Raw genomic sequence first — 17814 nt, 5'->3', positions numbered from 1 at the left:
CGACGCGGGACGCGTTACCCGGCCGTAAGCTCGCGGACATGCAGCTGATCCAGTCGACCAAGCTCGCCAACGTCTGTTACGAGATCCGGGGCCCGGTTCTCGAAGAGGCGATGCGGCTTGAGGCGGCGGGGCACCGCATCCTCAAGCTGAACACCGGCAACCCGGCCGCCTTCGGCTTCGAGGCTCCGCCCGAGATCCTGGAGGACATCCTCCGGAACGTGTCGTCGGCCCACGGCTACGGCGACGCGAAGGGGCTCCTGGCGGCCCGCCGGGCGGTCGTCATGCACAACCAGACCCTCGGTATCGAGACGGACGTCGAGCACGTGTTCGTCGGCAACGGCGTCTCCGAGCTGATCGTGATGGCGATGCAGGCCCTGCTCGACGACGGCGACGAGGTGCTGGTCCCCGCCCCCGACTACCCCCTGTGGACGGCGGCGGTCTCCCTCTCCGGCGGTACGGCGGTCCACTACCGCTGCGACGAGCAGGCCGACTGGATGCCGGACCTCGCGGACATCGAGCGCAAGGTCACCGACCGCACCAAGGCGATCGTCATCATCAACCCGAACAACCCGACGGGCGCGGTGTACGACGACGCCATGCTCCGGGGGCTGACGGACATCGCCCGCCGCCACAACCTCCTCGTCTGCTCGGACGAGATCTACGACAAGATCCTGTACGACGGCACCACGCACACCTCGACCGCGAAGATCGCCCCCGACCTCCTCACGCTCACCTTCAACGGCATGTCGAAGGCGTACCGCGTCGCCGGTTACCGGGTCGGCTGGATGTCGATCTCCGGGCCCCGCGCGCACGCCGACTCGTACATCGAGGGCCTGACGATCCTGGCGAACATGCGCCTGTGCGCCAACATGCCGGGGCAGCACGGCGTGGTCGCCGCGCTCAGCGGGCGCCAGACCATCAACGACCTGGTGCTGCCGGGCGGGCGGCTCAAGGAGCAGATGGACGTCGCGTACGAGCTGCTCACCCAGATCCCCGGCGTCAGCTGTGTGAAGCCGAAGGGCGCGCTCTATCTCTTCCCGCGCCTCGACCCGAACGTCTTCAAGATCAAGGACGACCGGCGTATGGTCCTGGACCTGCTCCGCCGCGAGAAGATCATGGTCGTGCACGGTACGGGCTTCAACTGGCCCGAGCCGGACCACTTCCGCGTGGTGACGCTGCCCACGGTGGGCGACCTGCGTGACGCGGTGACCCGCATCGGCACCTTCCTGGACGGCTACAGCCAGCCCTAAACCCGAATTCCGCGAATTCTCTCCCCACTTTCGCGATCGGACTCAACTTTAGACTGAATCCAAGCTAGGATGGTTTCCTGTCAGCGCACAGGAGGCGTGTCTCCCCATGTACGAACCGATCCGCACCCCCTCGGTCCACAGCACCCGCAGCGCGCCGGCCGACACCGCCTCGGACTTCCCCCACAGGTCGCGCGAGGAGGAGCTGGACATCCAGCTGGCCGTTCACCTCGCCGCACTCCTCACGGCGACCGACGAACTGCGCGCCGTCGCGCCCTCCGCCGACCTGGACACCGCCGCGGAGCGCCTGGCCGGCGAGGTGGGCAGGCTGCACCGCGGCCGCACGCCGCTCCGCGCCTCGGCCGCCGTGACCGGCGCCCCCGACCTCGCCGCCCTGCACCAGCGCGCCCACGCGCTCGCCGGACGCGCACTGGTCGTCGCGGCCTCCCGTGCGGACACGGCTGCCGCGATCCTCGCCGCCGAACGTATGGACGCCCACGCCGAGGCCGCGACCGAGGCCACCGAGTCCCGCGCCCTCGCGTCCCACTGAGCCCCTCCCACGGGCTCCCCTCGACGGCCCCGGTCCGCGCGCTCCCGCAGCGACGCGCGGACCGGGTGCCACGCACTGCGTTGGCTTGAGCGGGGGGTCCTGTCGCGCCGGGTTGTGAAGTGCCGGTGGGTGCGGTGCGGTGCGTTGTGGGGGCTTGCGTTTGGGAGCGAGTGCGGGTGCGTTTTGGCTTGTCGCGCAGTTCCTCGCGCCCCTGGGCTCGTGGGAGGTAGCGAGGGTGGGGCGGCTGCGGGTGCGTCGTGGCTTGTCGCGCAGTTCCCCGCGCCCCTTTAGGGCGCGTTGCGTACCGGGACCGGTGCTTCACCCTCTGTTCATCCATTTCGCCGGGGAACGTTGGATTCCGGGAGCACGCTCCGGCTGTGAGACGAATCGCAGGGATCGTCCTCGCGGTCCTGCTGATCGGCGGCGTGGTGGCAGCCGTCGTGGCGGGCCGGGACAACGGGGACCGGAGCACGGCAACGAAGACCGTGCGTGGAGTGATCGGGTCGGAGAAGGCCGAGTTCTTCGCCGATCCCGACGTGGTGAAGGCCCTTGCCGCCAAGGGCTACACCGTACGGACGGAGACCTCCGGGTCATGGGCGATGGAAGGGCTCGACCTCAAGGGCTACGACTTCGCCTTCCCGTCCAGCCAGGCGCCCGCCGACGAACTGGCCGCCAAGTACAAGGCACGGCAGCCCCTACCGCGGCCCTTCTACTCGCCGCTGGTCGTCGTGGCCCACCGCAACGCAGCCGAGGTGCTGGCCGCGGGCGGACTCGCGACGCTCGACAAGGGGCAGCACCGCGGCACCCTCAAGATGGCCGCCTATCTCGACGCGGCCAAGGCCGACCGCACCTGGCAGCAGCTCAAGGGGGCCGAGAAGTACGGGGAGTTGACCGGCACCCTCTACATCGCCTCCACCGACCCGGAGAGTTCCAGCTCCGGCGCCCTCTACCTCGCGGCCACGAGCTACGTCGCGAACGGCGGCCGGGTGGTGGCGAGCGACGCCGACATCGCCCGTACGGCGCCCCTGATGCGCAAGCTGGTCAGCGTCCAGGGAGCCCAACAGCCCAGCTCCGACGCCGCGTTCAGGGACTTCGTGAGCGGCGCCGGAAACCCGCTCGTCCTTGTGTACGAGTCGCAGGTGGCCGCGTTGCTCCGCGAACAGCAGAGCGCCGACGACCTCACCGTCCTCTACCCGGACACCACCGCCAACAGCGACCACACCGTCGTACCGCTGACCGAAGAGGGCCGCGCGCTCGGTGAACTCCTCAGCGACGACCCGGTGTTGCGCAGGCTCGCTGTCCGTCACGGGTTCCGGCCGCAGGGCGACGCCGCCGAGTTCGTCGCGTCCACCGCGGCCCACGCCGCCTACCTCAACCAGAGACTGACCGGCGTCCGGCAGGCGCCCGTGCCCACCTCCAGGGTGCTGCACGAGATGGCGCGCCGGGCCCGAGGACAGTCGTGACCAGTAGCAGGGGGGATCACACGTGAACTTCCAGAAGCCGAACCACGGGCCCAACCAGGACACCAGCCCGTACAACAGCCCGAGCAACACCCAGAGTGCAAGTCAGAGCGCGAGTCAGAGCGGCGACGACATCTTCACGCTCACTCCGCCCGAGCCCGTCGCGGCCGTGCCGCGCGAGAGAGCCGGCGGGCTCGTCCCCGTCGACGACGACGTCCGTACGGACATGGCCCGCAAGGCCGCCGAGTACGTCGGGCAGCTCGCCGCCCTCGACGCCCGCTCGCCCGAGTTCGCGGGGCGCGTCGGGGAGATCACCGGCCTCGGCGCCGGTGAGATGCGGACCGCCGCCGCGCAGTCCAACCGCATGCTGGAACGGGCCGTGCGCAGCCTGCCGAGCAAGGGCGGGGACGCGCAGTCGCAGGTGGCGGGCTCGCTCGTCGAACTGAGGCGCGTCGTCGAGGACTTGGACCCCCGTGACCTGCCGACCGGCAAGGGGCGCAAGTTTCTCTCCAAGCTGCCCGGCGGCAACAAGCTGCGCGACCACGTCGCCAAGTACGCCACCTCGCAGGCGACCCTGAACAAGATCGTGGGCTCACTGCGCGGCGGACAGGACGAACTGCGCAGGGACAGCGCGGCGTTGCAGACCGAACGCGTCCGTCTGTGGGAGACCATGGGCAAGCTCCAGGAGTACGTCGTCCTGACGGAAGCCCTGGACGCGGCCGTCGAGCGGCACATCGGGGGCGTCGAGGCGGCCGACCCGGGGAGCGCCGACAACCTGCGGGCCGACGTCCTCTTCCCGGTCCGGCAGAAGCACCAGGACCTGCTGACCCAGCTCGCGGTGTGCGCACAGGGCTACCTCGCCATGGACGTCGTACGCCGCAACAACGACGAACTGATCAAGGGCGTCGACCGGGCGGCCACCACGACCGTGTCCGCGCTGCGCATCTCCGTGATGCTGGCCTCCGCCCTCGACAACCAGAAGAAGGTCATCGAGCAGGTCAACGCGCTGCGCGGGACGACCGAGGACCTCATCCGGGGCAACGCCGAGATGCTCGCCACGCAGAGCGGGGAGATCCAGCGCATCGCCGCCGATCCGGCCGTCGGCGCGGAGACCCTGCGCAACGCCTTCCAGCAGATCTACCGCACCCTCGACACCATCGACACGTACAAGGTCCAGGCGACGGAGGCGATGGCGGCGACCGTGGAGTCACTGACCGCCGAACTCCAGCACGCGAGCGCCTACCTGGACCGCAGCCGGTCGCGGAGCGCGCTGGACGGAGGCCAGATATGAGCAGGAGACACCGGCTCGCGGCCGCGGCCTTTCTGGCGCTCGCGCTCCTGACCGCCTGCACCACCCAGCAGGACCCCGAACCGCTGCTCGACCACGGCTCCCCCGAGCCCGGCACCCTCCGCGTCCTCGCGTCCAGCGAACTCTCCGACATGAAGCCCGTCCTCGACCGGGTCGAGAAGGACACCGGCATCAGGGTCCGGCCCACCTACATGGGCACCCTCGACGCGATCGACATGCTGGCGACGGGGAAGACGGACGGCCGGTACGACGCCCTGTGGCTGTCCTCCAACGACTATCTGCGGCTGCGTCCCGACGCGGCGAAGAAGGTCGTGTCCGAGACGCCGATCATGTCGAGCCCGGTCGCCATCGGAGTAAAGGCCGCCACCGTACGGGAGTTGGGCTGGAAGCCCGACCAGGTCACCTGGTCCCAGGTGGAGGTGGCGGTACGGGACGGAAAGCTGACGTACGGCATGACCGACCCGGCGCGCTCCAACTCCGGCTTCTCCACGCTGATCTCGGTCGCCTCGGGGCTCTCCGGGGCGCAGTCCGCGCTGACCGACGCGGATGTCGAGAAGGCGTCTCCTCGGCTGAAGGAGTTCTTCAGGGGGCAGAAGCTGACGTCGAGTTCGTCGGGCTGGCTGGCCGCCGCCTACGACCGGCGCGGCACCGTCGACGCCCTGCTCAACTACGAGTCCGTCCTCAAGGGCATCCCCGGTCTCACGGTGATCCGCCCCCGCGACGGGGTCGTGACCGCCGACTACCCGATCACCTCGCTCGCGTCGACCGACGCCGCGACCCGGGAGAACGTCCGCCGGCTGACGGAGGCCCTGCGGACCCCGGCGGCGCAGCGCGAGATCACCGACGTCACGCACCGCCGCCCGGTCGTCGCCTCCGTACCGCCCGCCACCGGCCTGGACATCTCACGCCGTCGCGAACTCCCCTTCCCCGGCAGCCGGTCCGTCGCCGACGGTCTGCTCGACGCGTACGAGAACAAGCTGCGCCGCCCCTCCCGGACCGTGTACGTCCTCGACACCTCGGGCTCGATGGAGGGCGAGCGGCTGTCCGGCCTCAAGGCGGCGCTGCGCGGCCTGACCGGCGACTTCCGGCACCGCGAGGAGGTCACGCTGATGTCGTTCGGGTCGGACGTGAAGAGCGTGAGGACGCATGTGGTGAGCCCGGCCGATCCGCGCAGCGGACTCGACGCGATCCGCCGGGACACCGACGCGCTGGCGGCGGACGGCGACACCGCGATCTACACCTCGCTGGAGAAGGCGTACGAGCGACTCCGCGCCGACCGTGACACGTTCACCTCGATCGTGCTGATGACGGACGGCGAGAACACGGCGGGCGCGAAGGCGGCGGAGTTCGACGGCTTCTACCGTCAACTCACCGCCCAGCAACGGGAGATCCCCGTGTTTCCCATCCTCTTCGGTGACTCCGACCGCGCCGAACTGGCACACATCGCCGAGCTGACCGGCGGTCGTCTCTTCGACGCCCAGAAGGGCTCGCTCGACGGCGCGTTCAAGGAGATCCGTGGCTACCAGTAGACAGGCGGGCCACTCCGGGCCCAGGGGACTTCTGGGATTTCTGGGGTTCCTGGAGTCCCGCAAGAACATCGCCGGGAGTGCCTGCGGGCTGGTGGGTCTCGGCCTGACCTTCACCGGTGTGGCGGGACCGTACTGGCCCGTCGTCGTCGCCGGACTGTACGGCGCGGGCGCGCTGATCGCCCCGCCGGAGCGGCAGCCGCTGCCCGACTTCCCGGACCCGTCGGCCCAGCTCTCCGCTCAACTCGACGAACTGCGGGGGGACTTCGAGCGGCTCCACGAGTATCTGACGCAGGTCGAGCTGGCGCCCGTGGCGGCCGGGCAGGTGACCGAACTGACCGGGCTGGTCGGCGCGTTGCTGGAGCCCGGGTGGGTGTCGGAGGCGCTGGCCCAGGACCCGGAAGGGGTGCACGTACTGTCGCGGATCGTGCGGCAGGACCTGCCCGAGGCCGTCGACAGCTTCGTACGGGCGCGGTGGTGGACGCGGCTGGCGCCGGGACAGGAGCCGCCCGAACGGCATCTGGAGCGGCAGCTCGGGCTGCTGCGGCAGGAGGCGGAGGCGCTGGCGGCGGGCCTCAGGGAGATCGAGGCCCGCCGCCAGGAGTCCCACACCCGCTACCTGGAGGGCCGGGGGCCCCGGAGCGGCGGGCTCAGCGACTGACGTAGAGCAGGGCGACGTACAACATGCTGACGTACACCGTGCCGCTCAGGATGTTCCTGATGTTCCTTGTGTTCGGAATGCTCAGGGGCAGCTGATGCGAGTGTCGCCCGGGTCGGTGGTGCAGGTGTCGAAGCCGGCGCCGCCGTTGGCGGTGTCGTTGCCGCCGACGCCGTCGGCGGTGATGAGCCGGTCGTTGCCGATGTAACCGGTCAGGGTGTCGTTGCCCGGGCCGCCGTTGAGGGTGTCGTCACCGGAGCCGCCATCGATGTTGTCGTCGCCGTAGTTGCCGTGGGCGGTGTCGTTGCCGTTTCCGGCGCGGATGATGTCGTTGCCGCCGAGACCGCAGATCACGTCGTTGCCGCCGGTCCCGTTGAGGGTCTCGGATGCGCTGGTGCCGATGATCGTGCAGCCACGGGCGTTGTTCACGGTGGTGGTCGCCGTGGCCGTGTTGTTGCCCGGGGCGGGGTCGCTCTGGGTCGCGGCGGCCGTGACGGTGTTCCTGAGGGTGCCGGTGGCGCGGGGTTCCACGACGACCGTCACCGTGGCGCCGGAGCTACCGGCGAGGGTTCCGAGGTTGCAGGAGGCGCCGGTGGCGCTGATCGTGCAGGTGCCCTGGGTGGTGGTGGCGGAGACGACCGACGCGCCGGGGCCGCTGAGCGTGTCGGTGAGGGTGACCCCTGTCGCCGTGGTGGCGGCCGTGGTGTTGGTGACCGTCATCGTGTACGTGGCACGGTCACCGATGGTCACCGTGCCGGGGCCGCTCTTCGTGACCGACAGGTCCGGGGCCGGCGGCGGCGGAGGCGTGCTGCCGCCGCCCTGGAAGCGGGCCAGCGCGAAGTCGGTGTTCGGTCCGCCCGCGCCGGCGGCGACGATCCTGCCCGCGGAGTCGAGCTTCACGCCGTACGCCGTGTCGGCACCACCGAAGTCCGCGGTCGCCCTGCCGCCGGTGCCGAAGCTGCCGTCCAGGCTGCCGCCGGTGGTGTACCGCAGGATCGTGAAGTCGCCGTCGCTGCCGCCCGCGGTGACGATCCGCCCGTCCGGCTGGAGTGCCAGGTCGGCGGCGCCGGCGGCCGGGGTGGTGACCCGGCCGTCACCGTCGAAGCTCGTGTCCAGGCTGCCGTTGGAGTTGTAGCGGGCGAGCGCGGCCCGGTCGTCGCCGGCGCCGGCCGCGACGATCTTGCCGTCGGACTGGACGGCCAGGGACTCCACGGCCTCGTAGCCGCCGAAGTCGGTGCGGACGATGCCGTCGCCGTCGAAGCTGGTGTCCACGCTGCCGTTGGAGTTGAAGCGCATCAGAGCGAAGTCGAAACGGGTCGAACCGACCTGACCCCCGACGACGATCTTCCCGTCGGGCTGCAGTGCCAGCGCGCGTCCGTCGCCGCCCTCCTGCGGGACCGGCCCCGCCGGGTTGGCGGTGACCGTGCCGTCGCCGCCGAACGTGGTGTCCGGGGTGCCGTCGCTGTTCAGGCGGAGCACCGCCATCTCGCCGCCCGTGTAGCCGGCGGCGACGATCCTGCCGTTGGAGTCGATCGCCACGTCATTGGCCTCGGTCGGGCCGGCGATGTCGGCGAAGACCCTGCCGCCGTCGCCGAAGGTGCTGTCGAGGGTGCCGTCGGCGTTGTAGCGGGCCACCACGAACCAGCAGCAGTCCTCGTACTCGCGCCAGCTCATGCCCACCACGACGATCTTGCCGTCGGCCTGCAGCGCCACCGCGTTGGCCGCGCTCCACTGGAGGCTGGGGCCCATGTTGTTGACGGGGGTCGTCACCGTGCCGGCCGCGTCGCCGCCCTGGCCGCCGAAGCCGGTGTCCGGGTTGCCGTCGGGGTTGTGGCGGGTCAGCGCGAAGCGGCTCTCCAGCACCGAGTAGTCGGCGGAGGCGCCGACCGAGACGATCTTTCCGTCGGGCTGTACCGCCACGTCGCGGGCCTGGTCGTCGTCGGCGAAGTTGGTGAGCACCTTGCCGTCGCCGCTGAAGGTGGGATCCAGGTCGCCCGGAGCCGCGATCGCGGTGCCCGGAAGGGTCAGGACGAGCGCGAGGCCGATGGCCGCCACGAGGCCGGTGCGGGCGGCCCGAGGTCTCACAGGCCTCAGAGAACTCAGAGGTCTCAGAGGTCTCAGAGGTCTCAGAGGTCTCAGACGGGAGGTGAGGGCTTTGAGCCCTGTGCGTGAGGGGAGCGATGTGAGCATGTCGGCAGCTTTGCGCCGGACACACGGCGTTTCGCCTACCAGGGAGCCGTATTGCGCTCTCTGGCAGGCGAAAATCCATCACCACGGGTGATCAATCGCACGACCGAGCGATAGCCAGGCCGTTCCGTTGATACCGCGGCCGGTCGTGACGACGTCGCAGGTCAGGGCAAGTCCGACCGGCCGCGGAGTCTCAGTGGCGGGCCTCAGCCCAGACGCTGCACCAGCGCCCGGTACTCGTCCCACAGTTCCTTCGGCGTGTGCTCCCCGAAGGTGTTGAGGTGCTCGGGAACCAGCGCGGCCTCCTCGCGCCACACCTCCTTGTCGACCGTGAGCAGGAAGTCGAGGTCGGACTCGGAGAGTTCGAGACCGTCCGTATCGAGCGCGCCCTTGGCCGGCAGCACACCGATCGGCGTCTCGACACCCTCGGCCTTCCCGTCCAGCCGGTCCACGATCCACTTCAGGACCCGGCTGTTCTCACCGAACCCGGGCCACACGAACTTGCCCTCGTCGTTCTTGCGGAACCAGTTGACGTAGTAGATCTTCGGCAGCTTGGACTGGTCCTTGTCCTTCGCCACGTCGATCCAGTGCGCCATGTAGTCGCCCATGTTGTAGCCGCAGAACGGCAGCATGGCGAACGGGTCGCGGCGCAGCTCGCCGACCTTGCCCTCGGCGGCGGCCGTCTTCTCGGAGGCCACGTTCGCGCCCAGGAAGACACCGTGGTTCCAGTCGAAGGACTCCGTGACCAGAGGTACGGCAGTGGCGCGCCGCCCGCCGAACAGGATCGCCGAGATCGGCACGCCCCGCGGGTCCTCCCACTCGGGCGCGATGATCGGGCACTGGGCGGCGGGGGTGGTGAAGCGGGCGTTGGGGTGGGCGGCGGGGACTCCGGACTCCGGCGTCCAGGAATTGCCCTTCCAGTCGGTCAGGTGGGCCGGAGTCTCCTCCGTCATGCCCTCCCACCAGATGTCGCCGTCGTCGGTCAGCGCCACGTTGGTGAAGACCGAGTTGCCCCACAGCGTCTTCATCGCGTTGGCGTTGGTGTGCTCACCCGTGCCGGGCGCGACGCCGAAGAAACCGGCCTCGGGGTTGATGGCGTAGAGCCGGCCGTCCTCGCCGAAGCGCATCCAGGCGATGTCGTCGCCGATCGTCTCGACGGTCCAGCCACTGACCGTCGGCTCCAGCATCGCGAGGTTCGTCTTGCCGCAGGCCGACGGGAAGGCGGCGGCGACGTACTTCGACTCACCCTGCGGAGGCGTGAGCTTCAGGATCAGCATGTGCTCGGCGAGCCACCCCTCGTCCCGCGCCATCACCGAGGCGATCCGCAGGGCGTAGCACTTCTTGCCGAGCAGCGCGTTGCCGCCGTACCCGGAGCCGTACGACCAGATCTCGCGGCTCTCCGGGAAGTGCGAGATGTACTTCGTGGAGTTGCACGGCCACGGCACGTCGGCCTCGCCCTCGGCCAGCGGCGCCCCGAGCGTGTGCACAGCACGCACGAAGAAGCCGTCGGTACCGAGCTCGTCGAGGACCGGCTGCCCCATGCGCGTCATGGTGCGCATGGACACGGCGACGTACGCCGAGTCGGTGATCTCCACGCCGATGGCGGAGAGGTCGGAGCCGAGCGGGCCCATGCAGAACGGGACGACGTACATCGTCCGGCCCTTCATCGAGCCGCGGAAGACGCCCTTGTCCCCCGCGAAGATCTCCCGCATCTCGGCGGGGTCCTTCCAGTGGTTCGTGGGCCCCGCGTCCTCCTCCTTCTCGGAGCAGATGAAGGTGCGGTCCTCGACCCGTGCGACATCGGTCGGGTCGGAGGCCGCGTAGTAGGAGTTGGGGCGTTTGATCGCGTCCAGTTTCCTGAAGGTGCCCTTTTGGACGAGCTCTTCGCACAGTCGCTCGTACTCGGTCTCGGATCCGTCACACCAGACCACGTTGTCCGGTTGCGTCAGTTCTGCGATCTCGTTGACCCACGAGACCAGTTGCTTGTGGTTGGTCGGGACGGTGTCGGAGAGGAAGGTGCCAGAGAGAACGGGAGCCGCGATGTCGCGCGCCACGATTGCTCCTTGAATGAGGGTTTTTTGTTGACTGCCCCTTGGGGGCCGCGACCCGGATGCTTCACGGTGATGATCAATGGCGCTCATCCGGTGCCGACTGCACTCATTTGATCATCCGACTGGAGCGCCCATCTGTCCAGAGGGCCTCACACCTGAGCGACGTGACCATCGCCACTCACCCTTTACTCCCTCTAGAGTTTTCTCCGCGCCACCGCGTGTTCACCGGTCGTACCCGAGACCCAACGCACATGAGAGGCTGGCCACTTCCGACCCCTCCCGACACCGGACTGACGCGTAACTTACGGTTACGTAGGTACGATGGCCGTCATGACTGCGCCCGCCCCCGACGCGCCTCTGGATCCGCCGGCCGCCGGCCGGGGTCCCCTGGCGCTCTCGCTGCCACATTCCGATGAGATCAAGCCCAAGCTGCGAGGCTGGCTCCATCTCGGCATGTTCCCGGCCGTACTCATCTCCGGCCTGGTGCTCACCGCGCTCGCCAGTTCGAGCCGGGCGCGCATCGCCTGCGGCATCTTCACCCTGACCGCCTGCCTGCTGTTCGGCGTGAGCGCGCTCTACCACCGGGGCACCTGGAGCCCGCGCATGGACGGCGTCCTGCGCAGACTCGACCACGCGAACATCTTCCTGATCATCGCGGGCACCTACACCCCGCTGACGATGCTGCTGCTCCCGGCGAGCCAGGGACAGTGGCTCCTGTGGGGCATCTGGGGCGCGGCCGTGGCCGGCATCGCCTTCCGCGTGTTCTGGGTCGGCGCCCCGCGCTGGCTCTACACCCCCTGCTACATCGCGATGGGCTGGGCGGCCGTCTTCTTCCTGCCGGACTTCATGCGGGCGGGCGGCATCGCCGTACTGGTACTGGTCATCGTCGGCGGGCTCCTCTACAGCGCGGGCGGCGTGATCTACGGGCTCAAGCGCCCGAACCCGTCACCGCGCTACTTCGGCTTCCACGAGGTGTTCCACTCCCTCACCCTGGCGGCGTTCATCGCGCACTACATCGGCATCTCGATGGTGGCGTACCAGCACGGGTAGCTCCCGACGTCTCGCTGAATGGCCGCGGCTCTCGAGCTGCGGCCATTTTCGTGTGCCCGCACTCCTCTCGATTGACAGCTGCCACCTTTTGATAGTTACTCTGCCGCACTGACGCTCCCGGCCGGTCTCCTCGGCGACCGCTTCGGGCGGCGCCGGATGCTGATCGCCGGGCTCGGCGTCTTCCTCGCCGGATCGCTCGTCGGCGCGCCGGCCGGTGACGTCAACTGGGTCGTCGCGGCCCGTGCGCTGATGGGAGTGGGCGCGGCCCTGGTCATGCCCCTGGCCCTCTCCGTCCTGCCCTCGCTCTTCCCGCCCCACCAGCGCACCAAGGCCGTCGGCGTCATCTCGGCCGGCTCCGCGCTCAGCATGCCGCTGGGCCCGATCATCGGCGGCTGGCTCCTCAACCACTTCTGGTGGGGCTCGGGCTTCCCGATCAACGTCCCGATGGTCGCCATCGGCATCGCGGCCTGCGTGTTCCTCCTCCCCGAGACCCGCGACCCGGCCTCTCCCAAGGTGGACGTGGTCTCCACGACGCTCACGGTGACGGGCCTGGGCGCGCTCATCCACGCGATCATCGAGGCCCCGACCCGAGGCCGGACCGACGCCCTCGTCCTCACCCTGTTCGCCGCGTCGGCCGTACTCCTCACAGCCCTCGTCCTGCGCGAACGCCGAGCCACCCGCCCCATGCTCGACATGACACTGCTCTCCCACCGGGGCTTCCTCCTCAACGCGGTCGCGGCGACGCTGGTGATGTTCGTCCTCTCCGGCCTGATGTTCGTCCTCCCGCCGTACCTCCAGGCGGTCCTGGGCACCGACGCCCTGGGCACGGGCGTACGGCTGCTGCCGCTGATGGCCGGCCTGTCGGTGGCGGCAAGGGCGGCCCACCGGTGAACGCCCGGTTCGGCTCCCGGGCGACGGTGCCCGCCGGCCTGGTGGTCCTGGCCTTCGCGGCGATCCTGGGCAGCCGTACGACGGTCGACTCGACCTACGGCTACACAGCCCTGCGGCTGACCATCGCCGGCCTCGGCTTCGGCTTCGCGGTCGCCCCGGCGACATCGAACCGGCCCAACTCCCAAAGCTGATTCTGAAGTTGACGAGGGTACGGTTGCCGACCAAGGCACGCATGACGCCAGCGTGAGAGCGCTGGGGAGGGGACGTCAAGGGGAGTTGTATGGCACGATCTTCCGCGTGGAGTGGGGAACGCTTGCCGGGACGACGCTTGGAGCAGTGCTCGGCATTGGGGCGACGCTGGCCGGCGAGCACTTGCGTTGGCGGCGGACTGTCAGGGACAGCAAGCTGCAAGACCGCCGAACCATGTACGCGGACTGTTTGGTGGCCCTCCGCCGTGCGCACGAGGCTATGCGGTTGGCCGCCGACGAGGCCTACTCGGACCCGCAGACGAGGGCAGCCAAGATACGGCAGGCATTCCAGGCATCAGGGTGCGATGAGGCGCGAGAACGGCTCGTTCTGACGGCATCCAACGGCGTATCGGAAGCCATAGACGCTTCGTACCACTCCTTGCGTCAGGTTCGAGAAACACTCGCGTCCGGATGCACGTTGACGTCAGATGAGTACGATGCCGCCAGACAGGCTCACGGAGACGCGACCCGGGCGGCACGTACCGTCTTCCGGCAAGACCTGGTGACCCTGGAGCACTGACCCGTTGCTGTACAGCAGCGAAGTACAGCAACCAACCATGGCCAGTGGCGCCCATCAGACCCCGTCGAGCGACCTGTATGACCCTCAACGCCCGATCTTGTCTGAGCTACGGATCAGAAGGCATAACCTGTTGAGCGGTGAGGTCGTCCGCACGGTAAAGGCCGCGACCCGGGGTGCGACAAGGGGCGGCTGCCTCACCACTCAAATCCGTACCAGATCCGTGCCAGGTGGAGCGGGCAACCACAGGGAATGACGGGTACTGAACCGCTAGCGTCGAAGCAGTTCCGCACAGGCGGCAGCAGGTCAGGCGCCCAGAGGGCCCAAAAGCACCTCAGCTTCTCAAGCTCAGGGCTCGGGGAGAGAAGCGTGCCTGGCACTGGTCTGTCACCCTTCACCGTCCTCGTGGTCTGTGCTGACATGCCGTGCGGGAGGATGTCTCCCTATGAGCGATGTTCCTGTCCCTCTCGATAGAGCCGCCGAGTTCATCGAGCGAGGTCGACAAGCCGCTGCCAGGGAAGATTGGAAGGCCGCTGTCACTGCCTGGATCGCTGGTTCCAACGCTGGCAGTGTGGAGTCTGCGAACCTGGTGCTCAAGGGGATCGCACCCTTGAAGGCTCTGGCCGATGCTGGGGACGTCGACGCGCAGGCCCTGGTGGCCGGAGCGGTGCTCGACTTCATGGACGATTCGGCTGTGCCGATGGTGCTGACCTACGCAACAGCCGCGGCACGGGCCGGGCATCCCGCGGCCCAGCGCACTTTGGGCTTCTTGTACCGCACTGGCCGCGGAGTCCAGGCAGACGCATTCCAGGCCGAGGCCCTCTTCACAGCAGCCGCGAAGGCCGGCGACGCATACGCCGCGTTCAACTTGGCGGGCATGCACATCAACGGCGATGCCCGGGTGAGAGACCACGACGAGTGCCTGCGCTTGCTGCGCCAAGCAGTCGAAGGGGGCGTGACACAGGCCGCTGCCGTCCTCGGTGATCGCCTCGCCGCGATCGATGAGGACGCCGAAGCGCTGAGCTGGTACTTGTACGCCGCGGAGCGGGGCCACGGGGGTGCTATGTTCGCCGCCGCTTGCCGGTACCGCGACGGACTGGGCACGGCACCTGACCCGGTCCAAGCCGTGCGGTGGTTCTTGGCCATGCTCGACCGCGGCAACGGAGACGGGATCCACGAAGCAATCCAGTTGGTGAAGCACGGGATGACCGAAGAGCAGATCCGCAACGCCGGCGAACTGGCCGACCGGTCCTCCGAGGCCGAAACACTCATCACCATGGCCCGCGAACGTGGCTGGTGAACGTCGAGCACGCCCGCCGCTGCCTGTCTCAAATTCCGTCTCGTTCAGCCCGGTTCACCGGCGTTCAACGAAGAACCGGAGCCCATCCCAGCCTGGTGACGAGCCGCCGATGAACGCAGGTGAACGACGCCCACTGCCCCACCACCACAGTTGGAAAGCGTGTTGGGCGGAAGGTCAGGTGGGACTGCTGCATGCCTGGGTGCGCAAGTACGAGGAGTTGGGCCTGCCGGGGTTGGCTGACCGGTCATCCCGGCCGGTTGCCAACCGCCAGCAAATGGGAACTCGCTGACAGCAGCTCCGGATAGGGCTCCGCCATCCGCGCTGCGGCCAGGGCCGACTCGAAGAGCGGGGACTTCCCGAGGGACTCGCCCGTGTGGCGCTCAGTCGCGGCCAGGAGGGACCAGGCAGGGCCTTCGATGCCGTAGACCTGGGTGTTGGAGAAGTTGGCGGTCGATACCTCGTCGAGGAGTTGGGCGCCGGTGTGAAAGTACGCCTTTGTGAACGCCTTCTTTCCGTCGTGGACCTGGGTGGCGAGGATGCCGGAGATGCTCTCGCGCAGGGGCTCCTTGTGGAGGTGGGCGTAGGCCGTGTGCTCGAAGAGGGAGGCGTAGCGGTTGATGCCGGCCGCCGCGAGGAGGCCGCCCGGTTTGAGGACGCGGTGGGCCTCGGCGAGGGCCCGGTCGCGGTCGGTGCGGTCCGGGAGGTGGTAGAGGGGGCCAAGGAGGAGGACGACGTCGTACGAGGCGTCCTCGGCCGTGAGGTGGCGGGCGTCCCCCAACTCCACCGTGGCGCCGCTCTGTTCGGCCTGGGTGAGGTGGCGGGGGATCGGGTCGACAAGGTGGACGTCGTAGCCGTCCGCCACAAGCCAGCGGGCGTGGGCACCTGGGCCGCCGCCAACGTCGAGGATCCGGGCGGGCGGAGGCGGCAGGTGGCGGCGTAGCAACTCCTGTGTGCGGACCAACTCCAGACGGCCGTCCGCCGTCGTGGACAGCCTGTCTGCCTCGTCGATGGTCTCCGCGTAGAACGTCACGATCTCCGGCGCTACCCCAGGGCTCGTCATACGGGCATTCTGGTGGCGAACCGGTGGACCAGTCCAGTGATCGGGAACGAACCCTATGTCGCAACTGAAGTACGAGCAGATCGCCGAGGATCTACGCACCCGGATCGCGAACGGCGAGTTCGGTCCCGGGGACTTGCTGCCCTCCGGCCGCGACCTGGCCGAGCAGTGGGACGTATCGAGAGCCACCGTCGTCAAGGCGTACGACGTCCTGCGCAATGACGGCCTGGTCGCCGCTCGGCAGGGTGCCGGATTCGTCGTCGCCCAGGCTCCCGTCGCCCGGCCGGCAGGTGCACGTCGCGCCGATTCCACACGAGTGACGGGCGGCGCCCCGTACCGGCGCCTCGGCGTCCCGGATCGCGCGGTGCCACCCCCTCGCGTGGTGGACGCCCTGGGATTGAAGCCGGGTGAGGAAGCGCTGCGGAGAGTCCGGCTCGTGTTGCTCGACGACGGCTCCCCACACACGCTGGTGACGGCCTGGTTCCCGCCCGCTGTCGCGGACGCGGCCCCGCGCCTCGCCCTCAAGGGGCCCATCGCGGAGGGAACCACGCACTACGTGCGACGTGAGACGGGTCGTCTTCCGGCGGAGGGAACGGACACGACGACGGTAAGGCTGGCCGACAACGAAGAGGCCCGTTTGCTGGAGGTGGAACAGCCAGCGGCGGTAGCTGTCGTGCTGCACGTGGCCCTGGACCAGGATCACCGACCGCTCGTCTGCGAAGAGGGAGTGACGGCCTCGCATGTGTTCGAGCATGTCGACAACTACCCCATGCGGTAGAGAAACCGACGTTTCGCTTGACTGGACCGGTCCACCGGTCCAGTCTCTTTTTCAGCGCCGCGCACATGACCACTTCGCGACGCAGTCACTCCATGCCCGGCAGCGGGCAGAAAAGACCCCGGCGACCGCTCGCGACGGCCCCGGGGTGTGGCCGATCTGACAAGGAGACCGACAATGCCCCTTGTATCACGGGCACTCGAACGGATGAGGGCGGTGCTCTTCGGGCCGCCCGACTCCGACCACCCGCCCCACCACCCGGCTACGGCCCTGGCGTTACCCCTCGCCCACCCCTCCCCCGAGACATGGACCGCCTTCCCCGCAGGCACCCCGCGCCGCAGAGCGCGCTGTCCATGGCCCGGGACCGAGCTGCCGGAAATCACCGCCGATGACATCGCCAGCACCCTCGTCGGCGCGTACGTCCTGACCTCCGAAGCGCGTCAACAGCTCAGGCAGGCGCGCCAGTTCGCGGAGGTGAGCTGATGGTCGGGGGACGGGTCCGGGCCGGAGTCCGGCGGGCCGAGATTCCCATGTTGCACGCGTACCGGCTGTGGTTCGAGCACACCCGCAAATGCGGCGTCGGCTGCAAGGGAGCCCGCACAGTCCAGGACGGCTGTGCGGCCGGGCGGGAGTTGTGGGGTGCCTATCGGCGCGCCCGGAACGAGAAGAACGTGACGGTGACTTCATGACATGGACCATCGAGCGGGCACCCGGGCGGCCTGTGCGTCGAACCGACGACGACCGGATCGCCGTACCGCTGCGGCTGAACCGGACCGGGAGCGGGCACCCCACCGACCCGGATGCCGACACCGACACCGACATGGCCCTTACCCTCGCTGAGGCCGAACACCTCCACGCCGCTCTCTGCCGTGCCCTCGACGGCCAGCCCCCGCCTCCGGCCGCGCCGGACTGTCGTCGTTCCGTCCAGACCTCGCCCGGCACCGCGCACCTCAGCGGTCGGGCGTAACGGTGACGCGCGGCCCCGTAC

At 69.1% G+C, this 17814-nt stretch carries 14 protein-coding genes and 1 pseudogene; 12 read left to right on the top strand and 3 right to left on the bottom strand.

Features of this window, described 5'->3' with window-relative positions; genetic code table 11:
• Positions 1–38 precede the first annotated feature (38 nt).
• The 6 genes from PV734_RS31770 (at position 39) to PV734_RS31745 (ending at position 6753) form a co-directional block, all read left to right on the top strand.
• On the top strand, positions 39–1250 hold the full coding sequence (locus PV734_RS31770) for a pyridoxal phosphate-dependent aminotransferase (RefSeq protein WP_319092284.1): 1212 nt from the start codon (positions 39–41) through the stop codon (positions 1248–1250).
• A gap of 106 nt (positions 1251–1356) precedes the next feature.
• Positions 1357–1797, top strand: coding sequence for a hypothetical protein (locus PV734_RS31765; RefSeq protein ID WP_319092285.1), 441 nt, complete (start codon positions 1357–1359; stop codon positions 1795–1797).
• Between the two features lie 377 nt (positions 1798–2174).
• On the top strand, positions 2175–3260 hold the full coding sequence (locus PV734_RS31760; protein ID WP_319092286.1) for a substrate-binding domain-containing protein: 1086 nt from the start codon (positions 2175–2177) through the stop codon (positions 3258–3260).
• A gap of 130 nt (positions 3261–3390) precedes the next feature.
• Positions 3391–4548 (top strand): toxic anion resistance protein, encoded by a 1158-nt coding sequence (locus PV734_RS31755; RefSeq protein WP_319092598.1) that lies wholly within the window; start codon positions 3391–3393, stop codon positions 4546–4548.
• Positions 4545–6095 carry a substrate-binding and VWA domain-containing protein gene (locus PV734_RS31750; protein ID WP_319293093.1) on the top strand — a complete coding sequence of 517 codons (1551 nt, stop codon included), beginning with the start codon at positions 4545–4547 and terminating at the stop codon, positions 6093–6095. Before PV734_RS31755 ends, PV734_RS31750 begins: the two co-directional genes overlap by 4 nt.
• Positions 6082–6753, top strand: coding sequence for a hypothetical protein (locus PV734_RS31745; protein WP_415924299.1), 672 nt, complete (start codon positions 6082–6084; stop codon positions 6751–6753). Before PV734_RS31750 ends, PV734_RS31745 begins: the two co-directional genes overlap by 14 nt.
• 81 nt (positions 6754–6834) lie before the next feature.
• Here PV734_RS31745 and PV734_RS31740 read toward each other — a convergent pair whose 3' ends face one another.
• Complete coding sequence (locus PV734_RS31740; protein WP_319293091.1) at positions 6835–8835, bottom strand: calcium-binding protein; 2001 nt, start codon at positions 8833–8835, stop codon at positions 6835–6837.
• Positions 8836–9143: 308 nt separating this feature from the next.
• Positions 9144–10991, bottom strand: a complete 1848-nt coding sequence (locus tag PV734_RS31735; RefSeq protein ID WP_319293089.1) for a phosphoenolpyruvate carboxykinase (GTP) — start codon at positions 10989–10991, stop codon at positions 9144–9146.
• A 327-nt stretch (positions 10992–11318) separates the two neighbouring features.
• On the opposite strand from PV734_RS31735, the gene trhA reads away from it, so the two are divergent.
• From trhA to PV734_RS31720, 3 genes and pseudogenes are all read left to right on the top strand, one after another.
• The gene (gene trhA, locus PV734_RS31730) at positions 11319–12038 is read left to right on the top strand and encodes a PAQR family membrane homeostasis protein TrhA (RefSeq protein ID WP_319293087.1); all 720 of its coding nucleotides are present in this window, start codon (positions 11319–11321) and stop codon (positions 12036–12038) included.
• A 102-nt stretch (positions 12039–12140) separates the two neighbouring features.
• Positions 12141–13090: pseudogene (locus PV734_RS31725) on the top strand (MFS transporter); the annotation flags it as partial.
• A gap of 1049 nt (positions 13091–14139) precedes the next feature.
• Positions 14140–14994, top strand: coding sequence for a tetratricopeptide repeat protein (locus PV734_RS31720; RefSeq protein WP_319198801.1), 855 nt, complete (start codon positions 14140–14142; stop codon positions 14992–14994).
• Between the two features lie 244 nt (positions 14995–15238).
• Here the strand turns inward: PV734_RS31720 and PV734_RS31715 are convergent, their stop codons facing one another.
• Positions 15239–16054 (bottom strand): class I SAM-dependent methyltransferase, encoded by an 816-nt coding sequence (locus PV734_RS31715; protein ID WP_319293085.1) that lies wholly within the window; start codon positions 16052–16054, stop codon positions 15239–15241.
• Between the two features lie 55 nt (positions 16055–16109).
• Between PV734_RS31715 and PV734_RS31710 the strand changes: the two genes are divergently transcribed.
• The 3 genes from PV734_RS31710 (at position 16110) to PV734_RS31700 (ending at position 17793) form a co-directional block, all read left to right on the top strand.
• The gene (locus PV734_RS31710) at positions 16110–16829 is read left to right on the top strand and encodes a GntR family transcriptional regulator (RefSeq protein ID WP_319092295.1); all 720 of its coding nucleotides are present in this window, start codon (positions 16110–16112) and stop codon (positions 16827–16829) included.
• Between the two features lie 174 nt (positions 16830–17003).
• Entirely contained in the window at positions 17004–17309 is a 306-nt protein-coding gene (locus PV734_RS31705; RefSeq protein ID WP_319092296.1) for a hypothetical protein, read from the top strand.
• A gap of 202 nt (positions 17310–17511) precedes the next feature.
• Positions 17512–17793: a hypothetical protein gene (locus PV734_RS31700; protein WP_319293083.1), complete on the top strand. Its 282-nt coding sequence runs from the start codon at positions 17512–17514 to the stop codon at positions 17791–17793.
• The last annotated feature ends 21 nt before the right edge of the window (positions 17794–17814 follow it).

Source organism: Streptomyces sp. AK08-02, assembly GCF_033795085.1.
Classification (GTDB): Bacteria; Actinomycetota; Actinomycetes; order Streptomycetales; family Streptomycetaceae; genus Streptomyces; species Streptomyces echiniscabiei.
This window is presented reverse-complemented; position numbering and strand designations above follow the sequence as displayed.

Bases quoted from the DNA above. Each gene is read 5' to 3' on its own strand.
- PV734_RS31770 (WP_319092284.1), top strand. From the start codon at position 39: ATGCAGCTGATCCAGTCGACCAAGCTCGCCAACGTCTGTTACGAGATC.
- PV734_RS31765 (WP_319092285.1), top strand. From the start codon at position 1,357: ATGTACGAACCGATCCGCACCCCCTCGGTCCACAGCACCCGCAGCGCG.
- PV734_RS31750 (WP_319293093.1), top strand. From the start codon at position 4,545: ATGAGCAGGAGACACCGGCTCGCGGCCGCGGCCTTTCTGGCGCTCGCG.
- trhA (WP_319293087.1), top strand. From the start codon at position 11,319: ATGACTGCGCCCGCCCCCGACGCGCCTCTGGATCCGCCGGCCGCCGGC.
- PV734_RS31720 (WP_319198801.1), top strand. From the start codon at position 14,140: ATGAGCGATGTTCCTGTCCCTCTCGATAGAGCCGCCGAGTTCATCGAG.
- PV734_RS31715 (WP_319293085.1), bottom strand. From the start codon at position 16,054: ATGACGAGCCCTGGGGTAGCGCCGGAGATCGTGACGTTCTACGCGGAG.
- PV734_RS31710 (WP_319092295.1), top strand. From the start codon at position 16,110: ATGTCGCAACTGAAGTACGAGCAGATCGCCGAGGATCTACGCACCCGG.
- PV734_RS31705 (WP_319092296.1), top strand. From the start codon at position 17,004: ATGCCCCTTGTATCACGGGCACTCGAACGGATGAGGGCGGTGCTCTTC.
- PV734_RS31700 (WP_319293083.1), top strand. From the start codon at position 17,512: ATGACATGGACCATCGAGCGGGCACCCGGGCGGCCTGTGCGTCGAACC.